We start from the raw sequence: 21061 nt of genomic DNA, 5'->3' as shown, positions 1-21061 counted from the left end.
GCTGGGCCCTTCGGCACATTTCCCTAGCTTTGAACTTCGGCAGCATCTCCCCACTCACCCGGCTGCCGCTATTGCATAGTATGGCGCGCAAGACATCTACTTTTTGGTACCTGTTCTCGAAATTCTGGTTCTGGATGACGGGCTGGCACCTGGGCCCGCAAGTGCCCCCCGGCATCAAAAAAAGCATGATGATTGCCGCCCCGCACACCAGCAACTGGGACTTTATGTTTGCGCGGGCGGCTTTCTTCCTGATGGACGTGGACGTGAAGCTCACCATCAAAAAAGAGTGGACTACCATTCCGGTGTTGGGTGCACTGGTGCGCAGCCTGGGCGGCCTGGCCGTGGACCGCAGCAAAAACAACAGCCTCGTAGATGGTATGGTGCAGCTGTTCAACGAGCGGGACGAGTTGGTGATTCTTATCACGCCGGAGGGCACCCGCTCTTACCAACCCAAGTGGCGCAAAGGCTTTTACCACGCGGCCCTGGGGGCCGGGGTACCTATTCTGCTGGGCTACTTGGATTATGAGAAGAAGGAAGCCGGCGTGGGCCCTGCTTTCTGGCCCACCGGCGACTACGAAAAGGACCTGGAGGAAATCAAGGCCTTTTACCGGACCAAGAAGGGCCGTTTCCCCGAGAAAGGCGTACGGTAAATCTGCGCAACGGTCCTGCCAAGGCGTTGCCGCTTGCTTTGTTCAACGCGTTTATTCTGTAAGCTGATGGCGGAATTGAAAGCCTTGATTTGGGTAATAATTGGCCTGGCAGTATTTATCTGGCAGATGATTCAGAAGGCCCGCGCCACCACGGCGCGGGAGCAGCAGCAACGGCCCCGCAACACGCGCACGGCCCCGCCTTTGCCATCTGGCAGCTTTGATGAGTTGCTCAAGCAGATGCAGGCGCAGAACCAGCCCCGGCCGCTGCAGCCAGCGCCGCCCGAGCCCCGCCCGGCAACCACCCCGGCTGGCCGGGCGGTACCCCGCGAAACGGCGCCGCCCGTGCGAAATCTGGAAGTGCCTTCGATAGAAGCCCGTTCCCTGGAGCAACCGGCCGCTCCCCGTTCACTGGAAGCGCCGCGCCGGGAAGCCCGTCGGGCTGCCACCTTGCCCCGGGCGGCCGCTCAGCCCAACCCCGACGATTACTGGACCCGCCCGGCTTCAGCTTCTGATAACCAGCTTAGTATCCGTGAAATGTTGAGAAACCCCGCCAGCGTGCGTTCCGCCTTTGTGTTAGGCGAGATTCTGCAGCGGCGGTTTTAGGCAGCGTACCTAAACAAAAGGTCTGGAAGGTTGGCTGTCGGCCTTTTGTCAGTCTAGTCCTGCGTCAGCGCGTAGGTCACTAGGTTGGCTCCCATCTTTAGGGCTGCCTCGTGCACGGCCGGCGTGTCTTCGGGGTACGTGCCTACATCTTCCCAGCCATTGCCCAAATCACACTCATAAGTGTAGAAGCAAACGAGCCGGCCTTTGTAGAGCAGCCCAAAGCCCTGGGGGCGCTTCCCGTCGTGCTCGTGCACTTTGGGCAGCCCTCCCGGGAACTGGAACTTCTGGTGATAGATGGGATGGGTAAAGGGCAACTCCACAAAATCCAGCTCCGGAAATACCTTCTTTATCTCGGGCCGGATGAATTTGTCGAGGCCGTAGTTATCATCGATGTGCAGGAAACCGCCGCCCATGAGGTAGCGGCGTAGGTTGTGGGCCTCCGCGTCGGTGAACGTAACGTTGCCGTGGCCGGTCATGTGCACAAAGGGATAGGTGAGCAGCTCCGGCGAATCCAGCTCCACGGTGGCTTCCTCGGGGTCAATGTTGGTGCGCAGGGCTTGGTTGCAGAAGCGAATAAGGTTGGGCAGGCTGGTCTTATTAGCGTACCAGTCGCCGCCCCCGCCGTAGTGCAGCTTCGCAATGCGGAAGCTGGGAGCTACGGGGCCCGCAGCTAGCAGCGGAAGGAGTAGTAGCGTCAGAAAAGGAAGCAGCTTTTTCACCATCATAGCAAAAGGAAGTATAAGTCGTAACGGCGAATATTGGTGAAGATGTTCACTAGTCGGCCAACTCCCGCGCCACATGCGCCGTGTGCACGGCAGCCAGTGCGGCTGTTTCGGTACGTAGCCGGGATGCGCCCAGCGTAACCGGGCGGATGCCGCGGGCAAACGCTGCTTCAATCTCCTGCGGGGTAAAGTCGCCTTCGGGACCAATCAGGATGCAGCAACCAGTGCCCGACGCTGCCACGCGGGCCAGCGGGGTCCGCTCCCCGTCTTCGAGGTGAGCAATAAAGGTCGTTTCCGGAGCTATGGTTGGCAGGAAGCGGCTGAAATCCGTCAGCTCCGTGAGTTGTGGTAGCCACGCCTGCCCCGACTGCTTAAGAGCACTGACGGCAATTTTCTCCAACCGGTCCAGCTTCAACTCCCGGCGCTCTGAGCGGGCACAGCGCAGAAACGTAATCTGATCTACGCCAATTTCGGTGGCCTTTTCTACCAGCCACTCCATGCGGTCAAGGTTTTTGGTGGGAGCCACGGCCAGATGTACGGTGTAGGGCCGGCGGGGTACCTGCTGCTGCTGTACTATCCGCAAGTGGCAGCGCTTAGGGTTGGCCTCGGCTACTTCCGCCTCAAACACACCGCCTTGTCCGTTCACCAGCACTACCGCGTCGCCCTCGGTAAGACGCAGTACGCGCACGGCGTGCTTGCTTTCGTCCTCGGGCAGCGTGTAGGTGGGAGCAGTGGTCAGGTTGGGGGCAAAAAACGTGTGCGGCATAAGGCAAAGGTAGAACGAATCCGGCAGGGCCAATCCCTGAAAACGACACGTGCTCCGCTGGCTAATGCCGGCGGAGCACGTATGCGGAATACAAGCGAAAATGAAGGGCTATAGTACCTCGTTCAGCAACCCTGCCAGCCGGACGCCGGCTTCCACAATGCGCTGCTTCATCAGCTCGGAATGAGCGGGGTAATATTTGTAGTCCACGTCGGTGCCGTTGGGAGTTTCTTGGTAGAGCTTCTCGCTGGCCGAATACGATTCCCACAGCCACTCTTCGGGCGTGCTTTTCTGGAAGGCCCGCACTTGGCTGTGGCGCAGTTTCCGGTCGTATTGGCAGGCCATTTCGGTGTAGCTCAGGCCTTGGTAGTCAATCAGGCCACTATCCCAGAGGCTGTGCAGGTTGGTATCCTTGCCGCGGTATTTCAGCTTGATGTCGTTGCCGCCTTTGTCTTCGGCGTGGCCCGTATGCATGGGCTGGTGAATGTCACCTACAATGTGCACCACGTACTTCAGGGCGGCGGCACGCTCAGCCTGGGGCTTGCTCTCGTCGCCGAGGATGCGCAGTTGGGTTTCCAAGGCCGAGTATGCGTTGGCATTGGTCTGCGTTTTTACGGCTTGGATGTAGGCATCGTGGCCCAGGCCGGAGGGCGTATTCACGTAATGCCAGGGTGCCGTGTCCTTGAACTCCGGGTAGAAGCGGATTTCATCGGGCCAGGTGCTCACCAAGGTGAGGGTTTCGGTGCCCAACAGCTTTTTCACCTCGCGGCGGGCATGGCGGGACAGGTGGTGTTCGGCAATTTTTCCGACGGTACGGTGTCCTTCCGCGCCCCAGGCCCACAGGCTCAGGGGTGACAGCAGGGCCAGCAGCAGCGGCAATAGGCGCTTACGCATACAAGTAACTGAGAGAAAGAAGTGGAGTCAGAAAACAAACTTACTAGATTTGCCGCCTTTCCCAGTATCCCTACGTTATCATGTACCGAGAAAAATACGCGCAGAAACGCGCCATCCAACTCTACACCGCCGGCCGACCCCAGGAAGTGGTACCCATGCTGTTAGAAGAGGGGGCGTTACCCGGACAAGTCGAGCAGCTAGCCCAAAAATATCAGAAGATGCAGCGGCGGCTGGTTACCGAAGATGCGCGCAAAAAGCTCAAAACCGCCCAAATGCTGGTAACGATAGGGGCAGTGTTTGTAGCTGGTAGCGTAGTGCTCACCCTGTTGAGCTGGCTGTATCTGGGTGGGAGCTATGTGGTGTATGTAGGAATAGTGTTGTTCGGAGCGGGCCTGCTTGTCAAGGGTACTCTGGCAAAACAAGCCGCCAGTAAACTGCTGCAATCCAGCTCTGTCTAAAGTAGAAGCTAAGCAAAAAGCCCCTCGAGCTGCAACTCGAGGGGCTTTTACATGCCCGAAAGCAGAAGGCGCGGGGCGTTATACGCCGGCGGCCACGGCTACTTTAGGCGCGCCAGCGAGGATGTCTTCGTTGGCATAGTCGGCGTACCGCTGGAAGTTCTGCACGAACTTCTCGGCCAGGTCAGCGGCCGTGCGGTCGTAGGCTTCTTTATCGGTCCAAGTGTTGCGCGGATCCAGGATTTCGGTGGGCACGCCGGGTACCGAGGCGGGTACTTCCACGCCAAACACCGGGTGCTTGTGGAATTCCACGTTGTTCAGCTCGCCGTTAAGAGCGGCCGTAATCATGGCCCGGGTGTAGCCCAGCTTCATGCGCGAGCCCACGCCGTAGGAGCCGCCCGTCCAGCCGGTGTTCACCAGCCACACGTTCACGTCGTTCTCCTCCATTTTCTGGCCCAGCATCTCGGCGTATTTGGTGGGGTGCAGGGGCAGGAACACCTGGCCGAAGCAGGCCGAGAAAGTGGTCTGCGGCTCGGTAACGCCCATTTCTGTGCCAGCTACCTTGGCCGTGTAGCCACTCATGAAGTGGTACATAGCGTGGCACTTATCCAGCTTGCTGATGGGAGGCAGTACCCCGAAGGCGTCGGCCGTCAGGAAGAAAATATTCTTGGGTGCCCCGGCCACCGACGGCTCAATGGCATTCGGAATGTAGTGAATGGGGTAGGCCGTGCGGGTATTTTCCGTTACCGATTTATTGGCATAGTCCACGGTGTGGGTGCCGGGCACAAAGCGGGTGTTCTCCACGATAGAGCCAAACTTGATGGCATTCCAGATTTCGGGCTCCTTCTCCTGGCTCAGGTCAATCACCTTGGCGTAGCAGCCGCCTTCAAAGTTGAAGATGCCCGCGTCGGGCGTCCAGCCGTGTTCATCGTCGCCGATGAGGCCGCGGTTGGGGTCGGCGGAGAGGGTGGTTTTGCCCGTGCCCGAGAGACCAAAGAAGATGGCCGTGTCGCCATCCTTGCCTACGTTGGCCGAGCAGTGCATGCTCAGGGTATCATGCTGGTGGGGCAGCAGGTAGTTCAGTACTCCGAAGATGCCCTTCTTCATCTCGCCGGCGTAGCCCGTGCCACCAATCAGAATCATCTTCTTGGAGAAGTTCAGAATGGCGAAGTTTTTCTGGCGGGTACCGTCCACGGCCGGGTCAGCCTCGAAGCCGGGGGCGCAGATGATGCTGAAATCAGGCGTCCAGTTGGTATCGGCGCCCTCAGCGGGACGCAGGAACATGTTGTAGCAGAACAGGTTGTGCCAGGCCAGCTCGTTCACCACGCGCAGCTTCAACTCGTAATCTGGGTTAGCACCGGCGTAGGCGTCGCGCACGTACACTTCCTTGTCTTCCAGGTACTTCACCATCTTCTGGTGCAGCTGGTCGAACTTGTCGGCGTCAAACGGAATGTTGATGTCGCCCCACCACACTGACTCAGCAGTGCCAGCGTCGCGTACCACAAACCGGTCCTTGGGGGAGCGGCCGGTAAACTGGCCGGTATCCGCCATCAGGGCACCAGTGTCGGTGAGGGTGCCTTCGCCCCGGCGCAGGGCGTGTTCTACCAGCTCGGCGGGGGTGAGGTTGAGGTGCACCTGGGCGGCGTGGGAAATGCCCAGAGGTGCGAGGCGAGCGTTGGCGGCGGAGTCCATCATAAAAAAGGGCCGAAAACGGGTTGGGGGATTTGGGTGGGAAATGGGGGAATTCGAGAACAAAAATAGACAAAAACCCGAGCCCTGTACGGTGAAAGGTGAAAAAAGAGCGAATTTTCGCTTGGGTTTTTTTCATACTTACAAATGTTTGTCAGTAGCCGCTAAGCTGGAGCCTGCCTGCATCGGTTGGGTTGCGAAACTTTTGTAGCTTTACCAACCTGCCCTGCAGTTGCAACTGCAGGGTTTTCTTCACTTCACTTTTTCCTTTTCATGCAAACGACCACTGCCGTTCAGGAGCAGCCCACCATGCGGCAAAGCCACCCGCCGGGCCTCTACCTACTCTTCTTCACCGAAATGTGGGAGCGGTTCAGCTACTACGGCATGCGCGGCCTGCTGGTGCTTTATCTCACCAAAACGGCTCTTGAGGGCGGCCTAGGTATTCCTGAAGCCAGTGCCACGCTGCTGTATGGCTATTTCACCGGTTTTGTATACTTCACGCCCATTATTGGTGGTTGGCTGGCTGATAAGTACATCGGGCAGCGCCGAGCTATCCTCATTGGGGGCATTACAATGGCCGTTGGGCAGTTTTTCCTGTTCATGCAGCCGGACCTGTCTACGCAGGCGGCCGCATTCGGTATGCCCTGGCCCACATTGCTGGGTTTGTTGCTGCTGATTTTGGGTAACGGCTTCTTCAAACCCAATATTTCCACGATTGTAGGCAAGCTCTACGAGCAGGGCGACCCGCGCCGCGACTCGGCCTTCACCATCTTCTACATGGGTATCAACACGGGCGCATTCTTCGCGCCGCTGGTATGCGGTTACCTGGCCGAAGATCTGTTTGCTACCAAAAACGCTGCCGGCGAAATTATGAGCTACGGCTTCCGCTACGGCTTTATGGCTGCTGGTATCGGTATGCTCATTGGGCAGCTGGCGTTTAACCTGCTGGGCCGCAAGTACCTCGGCGACGTGGGCATGTACCCCGAGGGCCAGGGAGCCGACAAATCGGCCGTCGTTGAAAAGACTCCGCTGACCAAGGAAGAAACGGACCGCATGGCCGTTATTTTCATCATCACGCTGTTTGTGGTGTTCTTCTGGGCCGGTTTCGAGCAGGCTGGTTCCTCGCTTACGCTCTACACCGATAAATTCATCAACCGGCAGGTAGGCAGCTTCCTAATTCCAACTTCCTGGTTCCAGTCCGTTAACGCTGGCTTCATTGTGTTGCTGGGCGCGCCGGTAGCTGCCCTCTGGGTGAGCCTGGCCCGTAGAGGCAAAGATCTGAGCATACCCGTGAAAATGGGCTTGGGTATGGTGCTGCTGGGCGTAGGCTTCCTGTTCATGGTAGGTGCCGCAATGGAGCGCGGCGGCGACGTACAGGACCAGGCCATTAAAGCGGGCCTGTGGTGGCTGATTGCTACGTATTTCTTCCACACTGTGGGCGAGTTGATGCTGTCTCCCATTGGTTTGAGTATGGTGTCGCGCTTGTCGCCCCCCACGCTCACTTCTATGCTGATGGGGGTATGGTTCTTGGCACCCTTCGTGGCCCAGATTGCGGGTGGCTACATTGCCTCGTACGTGGAGGAACTGGGTGCCCTGAAAGTATTCGGCCTCATTGCCGGTTTCGTTATTCTAGCGGGTCTGGTGCTGATTGCCATTGCGAAAAAACTGTTTGCTATGATGCACGGCCGCGGCTAGATTATAGTTTCAAACGGAATCGTCGGATTTCGTTCTGGAATACTGAAAGCCCCGTCAGCAATGCTGGCGGGGCTTTTTCGTGGGTATAATACAGTTGCTGGCAGGCAAGCACTCTGGCTACAGGATGCGTATCACGTCAGGTGTAGTGGTGAACCATTTGAAGTAGCTATTGCGTCAGTAGAGTTGCCATCTGACGTCAGCACGCGAGATTCCTCGGCTTCGCTCGGAATGCCGGGCTTTTTCACGCTTGTGTTTGCCCGGCTGCTTAAGGGGAACTGACAATTATAGCTCATAAAAAAGCCCCGCCGGACCGAAGTCCAGCGGGGCTTTTTTATGAATTAACGGCTACTACATCATGCCGCCCATGCCACCCATGCCGGGGGCACCGCCAGCGTGCGAGTGGCCCTTGTCTTCCTCGGGCTCATCCGAGATTACGCATTCGGTGGTCAGGAGCAGGCCGGCAATAGAAGCGGCATTTTCCAGGGCCAGACGCGTAACCTTAGTGGGGTCGAGGATACCAGCGGCCATCAGGTTTTCGTACTTGTCTTCGCGGGCGTTGTAACCGAAGTCGGCTTTGCCTTCACGAACTTTCTGTACGACTACCGAGCCTTCGCCACCGGCGTTGGCCACGATGGTGCGCAGGGGAGCCTCAATGGCAGTGCGGATAATCTGCACACCGGTTTTCTCGTCGGCGTTCAGGGTATCCACGTTTTCCAGGGCGTCGATGGCGCGCACCAGGGCCACACCACCGCCGGGCACTACGCCTTCTTCAACGGCGGCGCGGGTGGCGTGCAGGGCATCGTCTACGCGGTCCTTCTTCTCCTTCATTTCTACTTCGGTAGAAGCACCGATGTAGAGGATAGCTACGCCGCCCGACAGCTTGGCGAGGCGCTCTTGCAGCTTCTCCTTGTCGTAGTCGGAAGTAGTGGTGCCGATTTGAGCTTTAATTTCGTTTACGCGGCTGGTAATGGCGTCTTTCGAGCCTTTGCCGTTCACGATGGTGGTGTTATCCTTGTCGATAATCACCTTCTCGGCAGTGCCCAGGTACTCCAGGGTAGCCGAATCCAGCTTGTAGCCACGCTCTTCGCTGATAACGGTACCGCCGGTCAGCACGGCAATGTCTTCCAGCATGGCCTTGCGACGGTCGCCGAAGCCGGGGGCTTTCACGGCGGCAATCTTCAGCGAGCCACGCAGTTTGTTTACTACCAGGGTAGCCAGGGCTTCGCCGTCCACGTCTTCGGAGATGATGACCAGCGGTTTGCCGGTTTGTACCACCTGTTCCAGCACGGGCAGCAGCTCCTTCATGGTGCTCACCTTTTTGTCGTAGATGAGGATGAAGGGGTTGTCGAACTCCGCCTCCATTTTCTCGGGGTTGGTCACGAAGTAGGGCGACAGGTAGCCGCGGTCAAACTGCATGCCTTCCACCGTTTTTACTTCGGTTTCGGTGCCGCGGGCTTCCTCCACGGTAATCACGCCTTCCTTGCCTACTTTGTCCATGGCGTCGGCAATCATTTTGCCGATTTCCATGTCATTGTTGGCCGAAATAGCACCTACCTGAGCAATTTCCGACGAGTTTTCAATCTTCTTCGACTGCGACTTCAGGTTGGCAACTACGGCTTGTACCGCCTTGTCGATGCCGCGCTTCAGGTCCATGGGGTTGGCACCAGCAGCTACGTTTTTGGAACCAGCCGTGTAAATGGCCTGGGCCAGTACGGTAGCGGTAGTGGTACCGTCGCCGGCCTGGTCGGCAGTTTTGCTGGCTACTTCTTTCACCAGTTGCGCGCCCATGTTTTCTACGGCGTCGGCCAGCTCAATTTCTTTCGCTACCGATACACCGTCCTTGGTGATGGTGGGGGCACCGAATTTCTTGTCGATAACCACGTTGCGGCCTTTGGGGCCCAGGGTTACCTTCACGGCGTTTGCCAGTTTATCTACGCCGCGCTTCAGTTTGTCGCGGCCATCGGTATCGAATTGGATGTTCTTAGCCATCGTGGGTTCGGGTGTTTGGAATCAGAGAGGGATGGGAGAAAGGAAACCTTACAGTACGGCAAAAATGTCCGACTCCTTCATGATGAGGTAGTCTTGGCCGTCCACGGTAATTTCGGTACCGGCGTATTTGCCGTAGAGTACCTGGTCACCTGCTTTCACCTGAGGTTTGATGGTGGTGCCGTTGTCGGCCACTTTGCCTTCACCTACGGCCACTACTTCACCACGCTGGGGCTTTTCTTTAGCCGTGTCGGGGATGATGATGCCCGATTTGGTTTTTTCCTCGGCGGCGGCGGGCGCAATGATTACGCGGTCAGCCAGCGGTTTGATGCTAAGCGACATATTGTACGTTTTGGTTGAAAGGTTACACAAATCTAGGGTGTTGCCGGGCGTGCTGCACTTCCTGTGCCAGCTCCGCAAAACCTGACAGAATGAACGCCTGTGGCGGCTTTCCGGCCCAAATTATTCGGGTGCTTGTCAGGTGTGGCAGAAAAATCGGCAGAGCAGCCCGCCGCTGTACGCGGCGGAACGGCAGAAGTTCGGGCAAAATCCCGGAGGCAGACCGGGGCAAACAAAAACCGGTGGCTTCCTACGCGGAAACCACCGGTTTGAGGTGCAATGCGAAGAGCAGCTTACTGGGCCGGGGCCGGGGTAGGCTGAGCGGCCGGAGCCATAGCGGGCGCAGCGCCAGGAGCGGCAGCACCGGGCATAGCGGGAGCCGGAGTAGCCGGGGCAGGAGCCGGGCGGGATTCTAAGGCTTTTTGCTGGTTAATGCTGCGGGCCGGGCCTGCAGTGGGGGCATCCCCAATCATGTGGGTGCCCAAACTCAGGACCATCAGCCCGATGGCGAAGCCCCAGGTGAGTTTTTCCAGCAGGTCGCCGGTGCGTTTTACGCCCATGAGTTGGGCCGCACCGCCAGCGCCAAACTGGCTGGAAATTCCGCCCCCTTTGGGGTTTTGGGCCAGCACTACTACGGCCAGCAGGAAGCACACAAGAAGAATCAGGGCAATAAGAACGTAGTACATCTACTCCGAAGGTTGTTGCAGTTGTTGGATTTGCTCGGCAAAATACGCCTTTTTTTCCGGCTGGCGCGCCATAAGCCGTTCATATATTTCAATGGCCTTATCCTTCTTGCCTTGCCGTACCATTATTTTGGCCAGACTTTCGGAGGCTATGGCCGGGGCCGCACTGGTGCTGCGCACTGATAAGTCGGGCTGTTCCTCGGCTGGTAGGGGCAGGCCCGCCGGCGTTTTGATGCGCGGCTGGGTCTTGAGGAAACGGTTAATCAGATCCAGCGATGACGACACCGGCTTGGGCTTGTGAGACTTCAAATGGGCCAGTAGCAATGCATCGGGCTCGAAGAAAGCATCCAGAGGCAAATCCAGCGTGTAACCATCGTGGGCCTGCAAGTCATAGCCTAAGCGGCTGCCCGCCCCAAGGGCATACCCCAGGTCGGCATCGGCGCGGAATGGGGCGGTTACTACCGGGGCCGGGGCCGTAGTCAGAGAACTGAGCGTTGGTAGTTCATCGTCCTCCTCGTCCTCCAAGCCCGGCAGTTGATAGCCAACCGGCTCGGCCAATGCGGGCTGACTGAGGCCAAACTCAAACCGGGAAATGCCGCCGTCGGCCGGGGGGCGAATGGGCGGGGCCACGGCCGGCAGTACATCGTCGTCCGCCTCTGCTGCGGCCTCAGGAACCGCTGTTTCGGTGGTCGCAGGTTCAGCTGTATTAGATAGGGCTACCTCAGCCGGTTGTTCCTCCACTGCAGGGGCAGATGATTCCGGAGAGCTTGATTCGGCTACTGGCTCTTTTGGTGCCGTAATAACATCGGGGTGCGGTATTTCAAATAGCTCTGTATCCGATACATACGCCGGTGATGTTTCAGTGGACGAGGGCTCAACTTCTTCGGCAATAGGCTCTGCATCTGCAACCTTTGCTGGCGTAACAGATTCCGCAGCGTCCTGCGGCAAAAGGGCTGGAGTAGAGGCAGGCTCTGCCGTGAGTAAATCCTCCGTGGCAGGCAATTCCTGTACTGGTGTAGCCTCCGGAAGAGGCTCCGGCTCTGGCGCTACTACCGCAACTGGTTCATCAAAGGCCGATGCAGCCACTGGAACCTCGGGGGTGACGACGGGTTGGGGGGCTACAGGCTGCTCCAGTAATTGCCGCAGCAACTCCCGGTCGGCGGCGTAGGTAGCGGCCCGTCGTAGGCGCTGGCTGGCCAGCATGCTACCCCGGTCGTGGGAGGCTTTGGCCAGTAGCACATGGGCCGTCTGGCAATACGGAAACGCCGCCGCCAATTGCTCCAGCTCCCGAATTTCGGCATCCGAAATTCCGTTCACGTGGTCCAGAATGTGCAAAAGCGACGCGCGGGTCATGCAGGGAATACGCTAAAAACAGCCCGCCGCCGAAGCAACGGCCAACAGGCTGTACAAAGGGAAATGAAGAGAAAGTTGCAGCCTCCGGCCTGGGCAAAGGGCCGCAACAATGCGCCAATTTACAGGATTTACCCTAGCCGCGCAGCGTTTACCAGTTGGCTACCGACTTATTGAAGGCGTCGGTGATGATGTTGCGGAACAACTCCCGCAGGGCCGTGGGGTCGTTGTTGATGCTGGTAATGTCGCGGGTGGCGGGGAAAGGCCGGGTGGTTTGCAGGGTTTGCTCGAAATCCTGCTTGGGGTCCTTGGTGTTAGTGAACTTCACCCGCACCTGAATGGTGAGCTGGTTGGCTCCGGCTTGGTCCTGGCCATTGGTACTCTGGATGGCAGCCGGTGCAAAATCGTAGGCAATGATCTGACCCTCAAACTGTAAGTCGCCGTCCCGGGGCACCAGCTTTAGCGAGGTATTGCGCTGGAAGTAATCCTTGAAATCTTCCGTAAACCGCGGCGACAGGAACGAGGGCCCGTTGTTGGCGTTGTTGGCGAAGGTGGCAATGGATATCGTCTTGACCGTGGGGTCAATATTGGTGCCGCTGAACGAGTAAATTCCGCAGCCGCTGAACAGCGGCTGCAGTAGCAAATACAGCCCAAAAGCCCAGTTACGCTTGTTCCAGATCATATTGCTTGAGTTTCCGATAGAGGGTGCGTTCTGAGATGCCCAAATCATGCGCGGCGTATTTGCGCTTGTTGTTGTGCTTCTTCAACGCTTTAATAATCATTTCCTTTTCCTTGGCCTCCAAACTCAGCGTTTCTTCCTCGGTTTCGTGCGAAATATCCTCCACGCGCTGGGCTTCTTCCTCGTAGTCGGTGGCGTCTTCCACGGCCAGCTCGCGCGGGTTCAGGATGAATTCGGAAGGGCCCACCTCGGGGCGCAGGGACCGGGCAGCCGGGCCCTCGTAGGGGGAAACCTGCACGTTGGTGAACAGGTGGCTGTTCTGGCGCAGCAGTTCCTGGGCGTCCTGCGCCGAGCGAGGCCCGCCGGCCATATCCAGCACCAGCTTTTTGAGGTCCGTCATGTCGCGGCGCATGTCGAACAGCACCTTGTACAGCAGGTCGCGCTCCGAGTAGGCGTTACCGGCCCCGTCGGTGGCGCTGCCGGCGGCGTGCACCAGCATGGGCAGCTGCGACGATTGTTCCTGGGGCAGGTACCGACGCAGGCCGCGGGCGTCAATTTCCCGGTCGGTTTCCAGCACCGACATCTGCTCGGCCACGTTCTTGAGCTGGCGGATGTTGCCGGGGAAGCGGAAGCGCTGCAGCTCCTGCACCGCATCGGGGGTGAGACTGATGGGCTTTACCCGGTAACGATCAGCAAAATCCGTGGCGAACTTTCTGAATAGTAAGTAGATATCGTCGCCTCGTTCACGCAGTGGTGGAACCGTAATGGGCACCGTGTTGAGACGGTAGTACAGGTCTTCGCGGAAGCGACCTTCGCGCACGGCATCCAGCAGATTCACGTTGGTAGCGGCCACCACGCGCACGTCGGTCTTCTGCACTTTGGAGGAGCCCACGCGAATAAACTCGCCGTTTTCGAGCACGCGCAGCAGGCGGGCCTGAGTGCCCAGGGGCATCTCGCCAATCTCGTCGAGGAAGATGGTGCCGCCGTTGGTTACCTCAAAGTAGCCCTTGCGGGCCTCCTGCGCCCCGGTAAACGAGCCTTTCTCGTGCCCAAACAGCTCCGAGTCGATGGTGCCTTCCGGAATGGCCCCGCAGTTGATAGCAATGAACTGCCCGTGCTTGCGCGGCGACAGGGCGTGGATGATCTTGGAAAACGACTCTTTACCGGAGCCACTTTCGCCGGTAATCAGCACCGTCATGTCAGTAGGCGCCACCTGGGCCGCCACCTGAATGGCGTAGTTCAGCGCCGGCGCGTTGCCGATAATGCCGAAGCGTTGCTTGATTGATTGTATTTCGGAAGGTGTCAAAGGCGTTTTTCGTTTTTTGTTTCTTGTTTATCGACGGATAGGGCAGAATACTACTTTATAAGAGTTCGGTAGTAGCGAATAAAACCCTGCAGTAGCTGAATGGTCTTCTCGAACTCCTGCACAGAAGCCATTAGCTGGCCTTCAGTGATATAGCCAAGGTCGAATGACAGGTAAGTTTGTGTTTCCAGTTCGTACAGTGAGCCACGGGCAGTTACCAGAAACTGAATGGTATCCTTTGGGTACTGTCTACCGCAGCCTTCTGCAATATTAGAGGGGATTGACACGGCTGCCCGCCGCATCTGGCTTACCAAATCGTAGCGTTCTTCGGCCGGGAAACCTTTAGTCAGCATGTAAACCGACTTGACCAGCTTGCGGCCTTGCTGCCAGACAGCCAAGTCTTTGTAGGATTGTGTGCTGCCTGCTGAGCCAGAATTCATACAGCGGCCGAAAAACAGAAAACGAATAACGCAAAACGGGCTCTACACCATCTCGCCCAGCAGTGCTGCTCCCGTCGTGCTAGTTGCTAAAACATCTACGTAGTCGCCTTTCTGGGCGGTGCCTTTAGGGAAGATGACCACCTGGTTCTGGCTGTTGCGGCCGCTCAGGTGTTCCTGGCTACGCTTCGAGGGGCCTTCCACCAGCACGCGGTGCACGCGGCCTACCATGCGGGCGTAGCGGGCTCGGGCGTGCAGCTGCTGCCGGTCGATAATTTCCTGCAGGCGGCGCTTTTTCACCTCCAGCGGAATATCATCCTCCAGCTTGCGGGCGGCCAACGTGCCGGGGCGCTCTGAATAGAAGAAGTTGTAGCCCATGTCGTACTGGGCGAAATCGAGCAGGCTAAGGCTATCCTGGTGCTCCTCCTCGGTTTCGGAGCAGAAGCCGGCAATCATGTCGGTGCTGATGGCGCAGTCGTCGCCGAGGATGCGGCGGATGGCCCGCACGCGCTCCTCGTACCAGGGCCGGTCGTAGGTGCGGTTCATCAGCTTGAGCACCCGCGAGTTGCCGCTCTGGGCCGGCAGGTGAATGTATTTGCAGATGTTCTCGTACCGGGCCATGGTGTGCAGCACCTCGTCGGTGATGTCCTTGGGGTGGGAGGTGGAGAAGCGTACCCGCAACTCGGGGCTCACCAGCGCCACCTGTTCCAGCAGCTGGGCAAAGTTCACCTGCTCGGTACCGTCCTCGGAGGCCCACTTGTAGCTGTCCACGTTCTGGCCCAGCAGGGTCACTTCCTTATAGCCGGCCGCTACCAGGTCGCGGGCTTCCTGCACAATGCTGTGGGCGTCCCGGCTCCGCTCCCGGCCCCGGGTGAAGGGCACCACGCAGAAGGAGCACATGTTGTCGCAGCCGCGCATGATGCTGATGAAGGCCGTAATACCGTTCGAGTTCAGGCGCACCGGCGTGATGTCGGCGTAGGTTTCCTCGCGGCTCAACAGCACGTTCACGGCCTTCTGGCCGCCATCCACCTGCTGAATCAGCTGGGGCAGGTCCCGGTAGGCGTCGGGGCCCACTACCAGGTCCACCAGCTTCTCCTCTTCCAGAAACTTGCTTTTCAGCCGCTCGGCCATGCAGCCCAGCACGCCCACCAGCAGGCCGGGGTTGCGCTTTTTGTGGCCGTTAATCTGCTTGAGGCGCATGCGCACGGTTTGCTCGGCCTTCTCGCGGATGGAACAGGTGTTGAGCAGCACCAAGTCGGCAGCATCGAGCTGGTCGGTGGTGTCGAAGCCCTCGTTGAAGAGGATGCTCGACACGATTTCCGAGTCGGAGAAGTTCATCTGGCAGCCGTAGCTCTCAATGTAGAGCTTGCGGCTTTTACCCGTGCGGGTGCTGGGGTTCACGCGCACCTCGCCCGAGGGTTCATGGGCGTGAGTGGCGGCCTCCGTAGTGGGAGTGGGCAGGGTGGGCGTATCGAGGAAATCGAGGGTAATCAGTGGTTGGGACATGGCAAAGGGCCTGCAACAGGCAGCGGCATCACAATTCAGAGAACGGCAAAGGTAGCCTTTTTCGGGTGAAAATGACAGAATGGCAGGAGTGGGTGGATGGGTTGTTGAGTGGTTAGGTGGTTGGGTAGTTAGGTGGATGGGTACTGTCATTGCGAGGAGGCACGACGAAGCAATCCGTCCTTTTCAGGGTGCCAAGCCCCGGCCTATTCTAAAACCTGTTATACCAGGGGCTTCGTTTGGGTTCAGCGTGTAGAAAAGGGAAAGGAAGGATGTCTTCGGCCTCCGGCCTCGCAATGACGGACCTTATCCTAACCACCCAACCACCTACCTCACCACCGCGCCTAGCACTTCCAGGATTGCCCGGGCTTTGAGGAGGCATTCGGCGTACTCGCGCTCGGGGTCGGAGTCGTAGGTGATGGCCGAGCCGACCTGGAAGCTGAGGTGGCCGGTATCCTGGCGGTACTGCAGGCTGCGGATGACCACGTTGAAATCGAAGCCGCCGTCGGGGTCCACGTAGCCGATGCTGCCGCTGTAGAGGCCGCGGCGGGCCCGCTCGTAGTGCTCAATCAGCTGCATGGCCCGGATTTTAGGCGCGCCCGTCATCGAGCCCATCGGGAAGGCGGCGCGCAGCACGTCGGCGAGGCCGATTCCCGGGCGTGCCTCGGCCGTAACCGTCGAAATCATCTGCCACACGTGGCGGAACGGGTAGAGGCCGAACAGCTCGGGCACCTGCACCGAGCCGGTGCGGGCCACGCGGGCCAGGTCGTTGCGCACCAGGTCCACAATCATCAGGTTTTCGGCCCGTTCCTTTTCGTCGTGCAGCAGCGTCTGGCGCTGCTGCTCGTCCTCCGGCGGCGTAGCGCCGCGGCGGATGGTACCCTTAATGGGCTGCGACACCAGCCGCGCCTGCTGCCGGGCCAGAAACCGCTCGGGCGAGGCGCACAGCAGGTAGTGGTGGTGGTGGCGCACGAAGCCCGCAAACGGGGCCGGTGAGGCCGCATTCAGCCGCAGAAACACGTCTACCGGGTTAATCCGCACGTTTTCGGCGTAGAACTCCTGGCATAGGTTCAGCTCGTACACCTCCCCATTCAAAATATCCTCGCGCACGGCCTGCACTGCCGTCAGGTACTCTGCCTTGGGCATCCGTGGGGTGAAGATTGGCACCGCGGGGGGCGGCAGCGTCGGCACCGCCATGGCCAGAATAGCCGCCAGCACCCCAGCGGTGCGGCCGTGGATTTCGAGGTGGTCGGCGCGCCAGTGCAGCCAGGTGTGGGGCTGGAAGAAGTGCAGCGCCGGCCAGGCGAGGCCCGAGGGGTTGGCGCTGCGCAGGTCCTCTAGTTCGTTTTTAACGTCGTAGGTGACAAATCCCAGCCGGGGGGCGGCTCCATCGGTAGCTGCTAGCCAGGAACTCAGCTTAGTGAGGGAGCGGGGCGCAGCGAGGGCATCCTCAGCTACGCCCAGCAGCCGCCGGAAAGGGCCTTCGGGGTAGGCCAGGTCGTTGGATTCCAAATAGGCGCAATGCGGAAACTGCGCGGCCCAGCGCAAAGCGCGGGCGCGGAAGTCGGGCGGGAGGGACGAAAGCGGAACGGAAAGCACAGGGCAAAGGTACGGGACCGAACTGCCAACTTGCTTTGACGAGGACCGGTGGACCGCGTACTAGAAAGGCCGTCGTACAGAGCCGGAGGCGAAGCATCTCGCTCGGCTGACGTCTGAATAGCATTGCAACGTCAGCACGCGAGATTCCTCGGCTTCGCTCGGAATGACGTTCTATATCCTGCTCTCAGCAGCCTCACTCGCCCAGCTCCTTCAGCGCCAGTTTGGCTTTGGTGTCGGTGCTGTTCTTGTACTCGTGGCGGGGGTAGCTCAGGGCTTTGCGGAAGTAGGCGCGGGCGGTGGCGGCCTGGCCCTCGGCCTGGTACAGGTAGCCGAGCTGCAGCGCCGACTGGGGCGCGAAATAGTAGGGCGCGGTGCCGGCCAGGGCAATGGTGCGGGCGTAATAGGGCCTGGCCGAGTCGGGGCGGCCGAGCAGGTGCAGGGCCCGGGCGCGGCGGTAGGGCTCCTCCAGCCGGTCGCGCAGGGGCGTGGCGGCAGTGGGCTCGAAGCCGTCGAGGGTGGCCAGGGCCGGGCGGTAGTAGCCGCCGTCAATCTGCAGACGGGCCCGGGTAAGCACCGGGTTCAGCGGCTGCTTATCCTCCAGAAACCGTTGGGCGTAGGTGTCTTCCTCCAGCACCGTGCGGCCGCCCGCGCCAATCTGTCGGCGGTACTTATCGGCCGCAGCCGGGCTGCCGCCCAGCCACGCCGCCAGATACAGTTTGAACCAGGCATCCTTGCGGTAGTGCTGGCCCTGGTACTGCTGCAAAAACAACAGGTTTTCGCGCTGCGAAGCCGCGTACTGGCCCTGATACAGCAGCAAGTCGGCGGCCATGTGGTGCAGGTAGGGCAGTGGCAGGTACTCGGGGCCGGTGGGCCGGGCGCGGTAGGCGGCCAGGGCCTCGTCGGTGCGGTGCTGCTTCTTGAGCTGGCTGATGAGCAGGTAGCTCAGGAGCTGACTGCGGGGCTGCTGGCGCTGCAGCGTGCCCATGAGCGTAAGGGCTGCCTCGGGCTTTTTGTAGTAGGTTTCCTCCAGCAAAGCCAGAATCAGCCGGCTTTCCAGCTGGAAGTCGTTGGGCTCGGCGGCCGCCCGGCGCAGGTTGTGCAGGCCCGCCTCCACGGAGCCGGGCAGCCCCAGCAGCTTCAGAAACCAGCGGTACGACTCAGGCAACGAGCCAATGAAAAACTGCAGCATGCCCAGCGTTTTGCGGGCCGGCAGGTACTGCGGGTAGCGGCGCACCACCTGCTGCATGGCCAGGTAGCTCTGGCGCAAACTCCAAGCCCCCTGTACCTCGTGCCCGAACACCACCTGCGCGGCGGCCTGGTGCAGCCGAATTTCGGCCGCGGTGTAGGTCGGCAGGGCCCCGGCGGGCTGCTGCTCCAGCTGCTGCAGCCGTTGGTCCTGGGCCTGCACGGTGGCCGCGTACCGGCTGGCATCCTGGCTCACCAGCAGTTCCGTGATGCCGAGGCAGTCCTGCACCAGCAGCGTGCCGGCGTCGGAGCCGTTGAGCAGGGCCCGGGCCGCAGCGGGGCGCATGTTCAGCACTTCGGCGTAGGCTTTGGCCTGGGTGGGAGTGAGCGTATCGCGTGGGGGCTCGCCCAGGCAACGGCCGGGCACAAGGGTGCACAGCAGCAACCACAACAGCCACTGCGAACCACTGCGCCACCTACTGCGAACCACTGCGAGAAAACTCATAAGAACAAAAAAAGAACGGCCCCGAAACAAGGCCGTTCTTCTATTAAAAGACGCAAAATAGCTTAGGCGTTGCGGGCCTCTACGTCGGCCAGTACGCGGCCGCAGTGCTCGCACACGATGATTTTTTTGTGGGCGATAATGTCGGCCTGGCGCTGGGGCGGTACGGTGTTGAAGCAGCCGCCGCAGGCGTCGCGCTTCACCGTTACCACGGCCAGCCCGTTGCGCACGTTACCGCGGATCCGGGTGTAGGCCATCAGCAGGCGCTCCTCTACTGGTTTTACGGCTTCGGAACGCTCGTCCATCAGCTTTTTCTCATCGGCTTCGCTCTCGCTCACGATGGTTTCCAGCTCCGACTTCTTGTTGTCGAGGTCTTTCTTCCGCTCGTCCAGCTTCTGCTTGGTGCCGCTGATTTCCTGGTTTTTCAGCTCAATCTGGTACTGAGCTTCTTTGATTTTCTTCTCCGAAATCTGGATTTCCAGCTTCTGGAGCTCAATTTCCTTGGCAATGGCCTCGTACTCGCGGTTATTGCGGACGTTGGTTTGCTGGTCTTCGTAGCGCTTAATCAGACCGTCGGCGTCCTTGGCGTTCTGCTTGCGCTGTTTAATCTGGTCGTTGAGGCCGGCAATTTCTTCGTCGAACTTGCTCACGCGCACCTCGTAGCCCGCAATTTCGTCCTCTAAGTCCTGCACTTCTTCGGGCAGGTCGCCGCGCACGCGCCGGATTTCGTCGAGCTGCGAATCGATGCGCTGCAGGTTCAGAAGGGCTTCCAGCTTGCTGGCTACCGGAATTTCCACGGACGGATTAGAAATCATAACGGACTGGGTTGGTGAGGGTCTCTGCAATCAAGAGCGCAAAAGTACTTCCAAAGTTGCCCATAAGCAAATCCCGGAAGATTTCGCCGGTGAACTGCTCGCTCTCAAAATGCCCTACGTCGCAGAGCATCAGGCGGCCTTCGGGCAGGAAGTATTCGTGGTATTTCAGGTCGCCGGTGACGTAGGCCTGGGCCCCGGCGGCGCGGGCCTTGCCAATCAGAAAGCTGCCTGCCCCGCCGCACAGCGCCACCGTGCGGATGGGCTCCCCGAACTCGGTGTGCTTGACCACGGGCACGCCCAACGCCGCGCGCAGCCGCTGCCGGAACTCGGCGGGCATCAGGGGCTCGGGCAGCTCACCCACCATACCGGAGCCCACCTCCTGGTGCAGGTTTTCCAGCTTGATCAGCTCGTAGGCCACTTCCTCGTAGGGGTGGGCCTGGCGCAGGGCGCGCAGGGCGGCGGCCTGCAGGTGCAGGGGCAGCAGCACTTCTACGCGGTCCTCGGAGCCGGTGTGCGGCTGGCCGCGCTGGCCGCTGAACGGGTTTGTTTCCGGGCCCGGGGTAAAGGTGAAGGTGCCCTCCGAGCGGAAGCTGCACTCCGCATACTGCCCAATCTGGCCCGCGCCGGCCGAGTACAGGGCCTGCAGCACGGCCTCAGTGTGGGTGGGGGGCACGTAGGTAATGAGCTTGCCCAGCAGCCCGGGCTTGGGGTCGAGGATGCGCAGGTTCTGCAGGCCCAGCTTCTCGGCCAGCTTGCGGTTGACGCCGTGCCGCACGTTATCCAGGTTGGTGTGGGCGGCGTAGATGGCCACGTCGTGGCGGATGGCTTTGAGCAGGGTTTGCTCCACCTCGTTGGCCCCGGTGAGGCGCTTTAGGGGTTTGAAGATGAGCGGGTGATGGGCCACCACTACGTTGCAGCCCCGGCGCAGGGCCTCGTCCACCACGGCGGGGGTGCAGTCGAGGGCAATAAGCACGCCGCGCACTTCCAGTTGCGGGTCGCCGCACTGCAGGCCGGCGTTGTCGTAGCTTTCCTGGTAGGCCGGCGGGGCAGCCTGTTCCAGCACCCGCATCAGGTCAAGGAGCTTGGGCATGTTTGGGTAAGGTGAGAAATCCGGGGAATGGGGTAAATGTGAGCAAAATGAATGGATATGCATAGGAATGGCAAACGGAGAAACGCGCACCAGGCGGCTTCCCAACGGTTCCGGACATA

General features: G+C 59.7%; 20 protein-coding genes. 4 read left to right on the top strand and 16 right to left on the bottom strand.

Going from position 1 to position 21061, the window contains the following annotated elements:
• Nucleotides 1–80: 80 nt before the first annotated feature.
• Both LF252_RS08195 and LF252_RS08190 read left to right on the top strand, forming a co-directional pair.
• The gene (locus LF252_RS08195; protein ID WP_226269097.1) at nt 81–650 is read left to right on the top strand and encodes a 1-acyl-sn-glycerol-3-phosphate acyltransferase; all 570 of its coding nucleotides are present in this window, start codon (nt 81–83) and stop codon (nt 648–650) included.
• Between the two features lie 66 nt (nt 651–716).
• Nucleotides 717–1253 carry a hypothetical protein gene (locus LF252_RS08190; protein WP_226269096.1) on the top strand — a complete coding sequence of 179 codons (537 nt, stop codon included), beginning with the start codon at nt 717–719 and terminating at the stop codon, nt 1251–1253.
• A gap of 53 nt (nt 1254–1306) precedes the next feature.
• On the opposite strand, the gene LF252_RS08185 is transcribed toward LF252_RS08190, so the two are convergent.
• From LF252_RS08185 to LF252_RS08175, 3 genes are all read right to left on the bottom strand, one after another.
• Complete coding sequence (locus LF252_RS08185; RefSeq protein WP_226269687.1) at nt 1307–1975, bottom strand: DUF4159 domain-containing protein; 669 nt, start codon at nt 1973–1975, stop codon at nt 1307–1309.
• A 52-nt stretch (nt 1976–2027) separates the two neighbouring features.
• Nucleotides 2028–2741, bottom strand: a complete 714-nt coding sequence (locus LF252_RS08180; protein ID WP_226269095.1) for a 16S rRNA (uracil(1498)-N(3))-methyltransferase — start codon at nt 2739–2741, stop codon at nt 2028–2030.
• A gap of 108 nt (nt 2742–2849) precedes the next feature.
• Complete coding sequence (locus LF252_RS08175) at nt 2850–3632, bottom strand: S1/P1 nuclease (RefSeq protein ID WP_226269094.1); 783 nt, start codon at nt 3630–3632, stop codon at nt 2850–2852.
• An 80-nt stretch (nt 3633–3712) separates the two neighbouring features.
• On the opposite strand from LF252_RS08175, the gene LF252_RS08170 reads away from it, so the two are divergent.
• Nucleotides 3713–4090 carry a hypothetical protein gene (locus LF252_RS08170; protein WP_226269093.1) on the top strand — a complete coding sequence of 126 codons (378 nt, stop codon included), beginning with the start codon at nt 3713–3715 and terminating at the stop codon, nt 4088–4090.
• Nucleotides 4091–4168: 78 nt separating this feature from the next.
• On the opposite strand, the gene pckA is transcribed toward LF252_RS08170, so the two are convergent.
• Complete coding sequence (gene pckA, locus LF252_RS08165) at nt 4169–5782, bottom strand: phosphoenolpyruvate carboxykinase (ATP) (protein WP_226269092.1); 1614 nt, start codon at nt 5780–5782, stop codon at nt 4169–4171.
• A gap of 267 nt (nt 5783–6049) precedes the next feature.
• Here pckA and LF252_RS08160 point away from each other — a divergent pair, with 267 nt between their 5' ends.
• Nucleotides 6050–7471: a peptide MFS transporter gene (locus LF252_RS08160; protein ID WP_226269091.1), complete on the top strand. Its 1422-nt coding sequence runs from the start codon at nt 6050–6052 to the stop codon at nt 7469–7471.
• 348 nt (nt 7472–7819) lie between these two features.
• Here the strand turns inward: LF252_RS08160 and groL are convergent, their stop codons facing one another.
• The 12 genes from groL to LF252_RS08100 form a co-directional block, all read right to left on the bottom strand.
• Nucleotides 7820–9460, bottom strand: a complete 1641-nt coding sequence (gene groL / locus LF252_RS08155; RefSeq protein ID WP_226269090.1) for a chaperonin GroEL — start codon at nt 9458–9460, stop codon at nt 7820–7822.
• Between the two features lie 48 nt (nt 9461–9508).
• Nucleotides 9509–9799: a co-chaperone GroES gene (gene groES / locus LF252_RS08150; RefSeq protein WP_045687497.1), complete on the bottom strand. Its 291-nt coding sequence runs from the start codon at nt 9797–9799 to the stop codon at nt 9509–9511.
• Nucleotides 9800–10089: 290 nt separating this feature from the next.
• Nucleotides 10090–10482 (bottom strand): preprotein translocase subunit SecG, encoded by a 393-nt coding sequence (secG, locus tag LF252_RS08145; protein WP_226269089.1) that lies wholly within the window; start codon nt 10480–10482, stop codon nt 10090–10092.
• Nucleotides 10483–11832, bottom strand: coding sequence for a hypothetical protein (locus LF252_RS08140; protein WP_226269088.1), 1350 nt, complete (start codon nt 11830–11832; stop codon nt 10483–10485). It lies immediately after the preceding gene.
• Nucleotides 11833–11980: 148 nt separating this feature from the next.
• Nucleotides 11981–12511 carry an LptE family protein gene (locus LF252_RS08135; protein WP_226269087.1) on the bottom strand — a complete coding sequence of 177 codons (531 nt, stop codon included), beginning with the start codon at nt 12509–12511 and terminating at the stop codon, nt 11981–11983.
• Nucleotides 12492–13814, bottom strand: coding sequence for a sigma-54 interaction domain-containing protein (locus LF252_RS08130; RefSeq protein ID WP_226269086.1), 1323 nt, complete (start codon nt 13812–13814; stop codon nt 12492–12494). The genes LF252_RS08135 and LF252_RS08130 overlap by 20 nt, the downstream gene beginning before the upstream one ends.
• 50 nt (nt 13815–13864) lie before the next feature.
• Nucleotides 13865–14251, bottom strand: coding sequence for a four helix bundle protein (locus tag LF252_RS08125; protein WP_226269085.1), 387 nt, complete (start codon nt 14249–14251; stop codon nt 13865–13867).
• Nucleotides 14252–14293: 42 nt separating this feature from the next.
• Nucleotides 14294–15754 (bottom strand): tRNA (N6-isopentenyl adenosine(37)-C2)-methylthiotransferase MiaB, encoded by a 1461-nt coding sequence (gene miaB, locus LF252_RS08120; RefSeq protein ID WP_226269084.1) that lies wholly within the window; start codon nt 15752–15754, stop codon nt 14294–14296.
• A gap of 324 nt (nt 15755–16078) precedes the next feature.
• Nucleotides 16079–17350, bottom strand: coding sequence for an aminodeoxychorismate synthase component I (gene pabB / locus LF252_RS08115; RefSeq protein WP_226269083.1), 1272 nt, complete (start codon nt 17348–17350; stop codon nt 16079–16081).
• A gap of 193 nt (nt 17351–17543) precedes the next feature.
• Nucleotides 17544–19040: a tetratricopeptide repeat protein gene (locus LF252_RS08110; RefSeq protein WP_226269082.1), complete on the bottom strand. Its 1497-nt coding sequence runs from the start codon at nt 19038–19040 to the stop codon at nt 17544–17546.
• A 62-nt stretch (nt 19041–19102) separates the two neighbouring features.
• Nucleotides 19103–19852 (bottom strand): zinc ribbon domain-containing protein, encoded by a 750-nt coding sequence (locus LF252_RS08105; RefSeq protein WP_226269081.1) that lies wholly within the window; start codon nt 19850–19852, stop codon nt 19103–19105.
• Nucleotides 19842–20942, bottom strand: coding sequence for a Nif3-like dinuclear metal center hexameric protein (locus LF252_RS08100; protein ID WP_226269080.1), 1101 nt, complete (start codon nt 20940–20942; stop codon nt 19842–19844). The genes LF252_RS08105 and LF252_RS08100 overlap by 11 nt, the downstream gene beginning before the upstream one ends.
• Nucleotides 20943–21061 lie beyond the last annotated feature (119 nt).

This window comes from Hymenobacter pini (assembly GCF_020421205.1).
GTDB classification, from domain to species: domain Bacteria; phylum Bacteroidota; class Bacteroidia; order Cytophagales; family Hymenobacteraceae; genus Hymenobacter; species Hymenobacter pini.
The sequence above is the reverse complement of the archived record's forward strand: the minus strand, read 5'-3'. Positions and strand labels throughout refer to the sequence as shown.

Bases quoted from the DNA above. Each gene is read 5' to 3' on its own strand.
- secG (WP_226269089.1), bottom strand. From the start codon at position 10,482: ATGTACTACGTTCTTATTGCCCTGATTCTTCTTGTGTGCTTCCTGCTG.
- LF252_RS08105 (WP_226269081.1), bottom strand. From the start codon at position 19,852: ATGATTTCTAATCCGTCCGTGGAAATTCCGGTAGCCAGCAAGCTGGAA.
- groL (WP_226269090.1), bottom strand. From the start codon at position 9,460: ATGGCTAAGAACATCCAATTCGATACCGATGGCCGCGACAAACTGAAG.
- LF252_RS08100 (WP_226269080.1), bottom strand. From the start codon at position 20,942: ATGCCCAAGCTCCTTGACCTGATGCGGGTGCTGGAACAGGCTGCCCCG.
- LF252_RS08185 (WP_226269687.1), bottom strand. From the start codon at position 1,975: ATGGTGAAAAAGCTGCTTCCTTTTCTGACGCTACTACTCCTTCCGCTG.
- LF252_RS08175 (WP_226269094.1), bottom strand. From the start codon at position 3,632: ATGCGTAAGCGCCTATTGCCGCTGCTGCTGGCCCTGCTGTCACCCCTG.
- LF252_RS08125 (WP_226269085.1), bottom strand. From the start codon at position 14,251: ATGAATTCTGGCTCAGCAGGCAGCACACAATCCTACAAAGACTTGGCT.
- LF252_RS08140 (WP_226269088.1), bottom strand. From the start codon at position 11,832: ATGACCCGCGCGTCGCTTTTGCACATTCTGGACCACGTGAACGGAATT.
- LF252_RS08110 (WP_226269082.1), bottom strand. From the start codon at position 19,040: ATGAGTTTTCTCGCAGTGGTTCGCAGTAGGTGGCGCAGTGGTTCGCAG.
- groES (WP_045687497.1), bottom strand. From the start codon at position 9,799: ATGTCGCTTAGCATCAAACCGCTGGCTGACCGCGTAATCATTGCGCCC.
- miaB (WP_226269084.1), bottom strand. From the start codon at position 15,754: ATGTCCCAACCACTGATTACCCTCGATTTCCTCGATACGCCCACCCTG.
- LF252_RS08160 (WP_226269091.1), top strand. From the start codon at position 6,050: ATGCAAACGACCACTGCCGTTCAGGAGCAGCCCACCATGCGGCAAAGC.
- pckA (WP_226269092.1), bottom strand. From the start codon at position 5,782: ATGATGGACTCCGCCGCCAACGCTCGCCTCGCACCTCTGGGCATTTCC.
- LF252_RS08170 (WP_226269093.1), top strand. From the start codon at position 3,713: ATGTACCGAGAAAAATACGCGCAGAAACGCGCCATCCAACTCTACACC.
- LF252_RS08135 (WP_226269087.1), bottom strand. From the start codon at position 12,511: ATGATCTGGAACAAGCGTAACTGGGCTTTTGGGCTGTATTTGCTACTG.
- LF252_RS08195 (WP_226269097.1), top strand. From the start codon at position 81: ATGGCGCGCAAGACATCTACTTTTTGGTACCTGTTCTCGAAATTCTGG.
- LF252_RS08180 (WP_226269095.1), bottom strand. From the start codon at position 2,741: ATGCCGCACACGTTTTTTGCCCCCAACCTGACCACTGCTCCCACCTAC.
- LF252_RS08190 (WP_226269096.1), top strand. From the start codon at position 717: ATGGCGGAATTGAAAGCCTTGATTTGGGTAATAATTGGCCTGGCAGTA.